Source organism: Vibrio sp. 1069 (assembly GCF_033340555.1).
Window position 1 is genome coordinate 1 of sequence record NZ_JAWOWP010000757.1, and the last position, 560, is coordinate 560.

General features: G+C 45.9%; 1 protein-coding gene. It reads left to right on the forward strand.

What is annotated here, in order from left to right; translation table 11 throughout:
* Positions 1 to 20: 20 nt before the first annotated feature.
* Positions 21 to 560, forward strand: a 540-nt coding sequence (locus R7040_RS28890) for an NAD(+)/NADH kinase (RefSeq protein WP_318097956.1), incomplete at its 3' end; no start/stop codon positions are given.

A 560-nucleotide genomic window follows, 5' to 3' on the forward strand; every position in this document is an offset into this window, starting at 1 on the left:
CTCTTTAATGCGGAAATGCTATGAAAAATCCATGTAACGTGATCGCGATTATCGGAAAACCAAGAGATCAACAAGCGATTCAGACTCATAAAGAGCTTTACGAATGGCTGACCTCAGAAGGTTACAAAGTGTTTATTGACGATCGCCTTGCAGCGATTTTGGACGAGATCCCGCAAAACCACTTCGCCAGCTTAGTTGAGTTGGGCAAAAACGCAGATCTTGCGATAGTTGTCGGTGGTGATGGCAACATGCTGGGCGCAGCGAGAATTTTATCGCGTTTTGACGTGCCTGTGATTGGCGTAAACCGTGGCAATCTAGGCTTTTTAACTGATTTAAACCCAGACGATTTCCAAGCGGCACTCAAAGCCGTACTTGCGGGAGAGTACATTGAAGAAGAGCGTTTCTTACTTGAGGCAGAAGTGCATCGTCATGGTCAAATAAAAAGTCATAACGCCGCTTTAAACGAAGCCGTGCTCCATCCTGGGCAAATCGCACATATGATTGAGTTTGAGGTGTACATTGATGAAAGCTTTGCCTTCTCTTTACGCGCCGATGGGTTG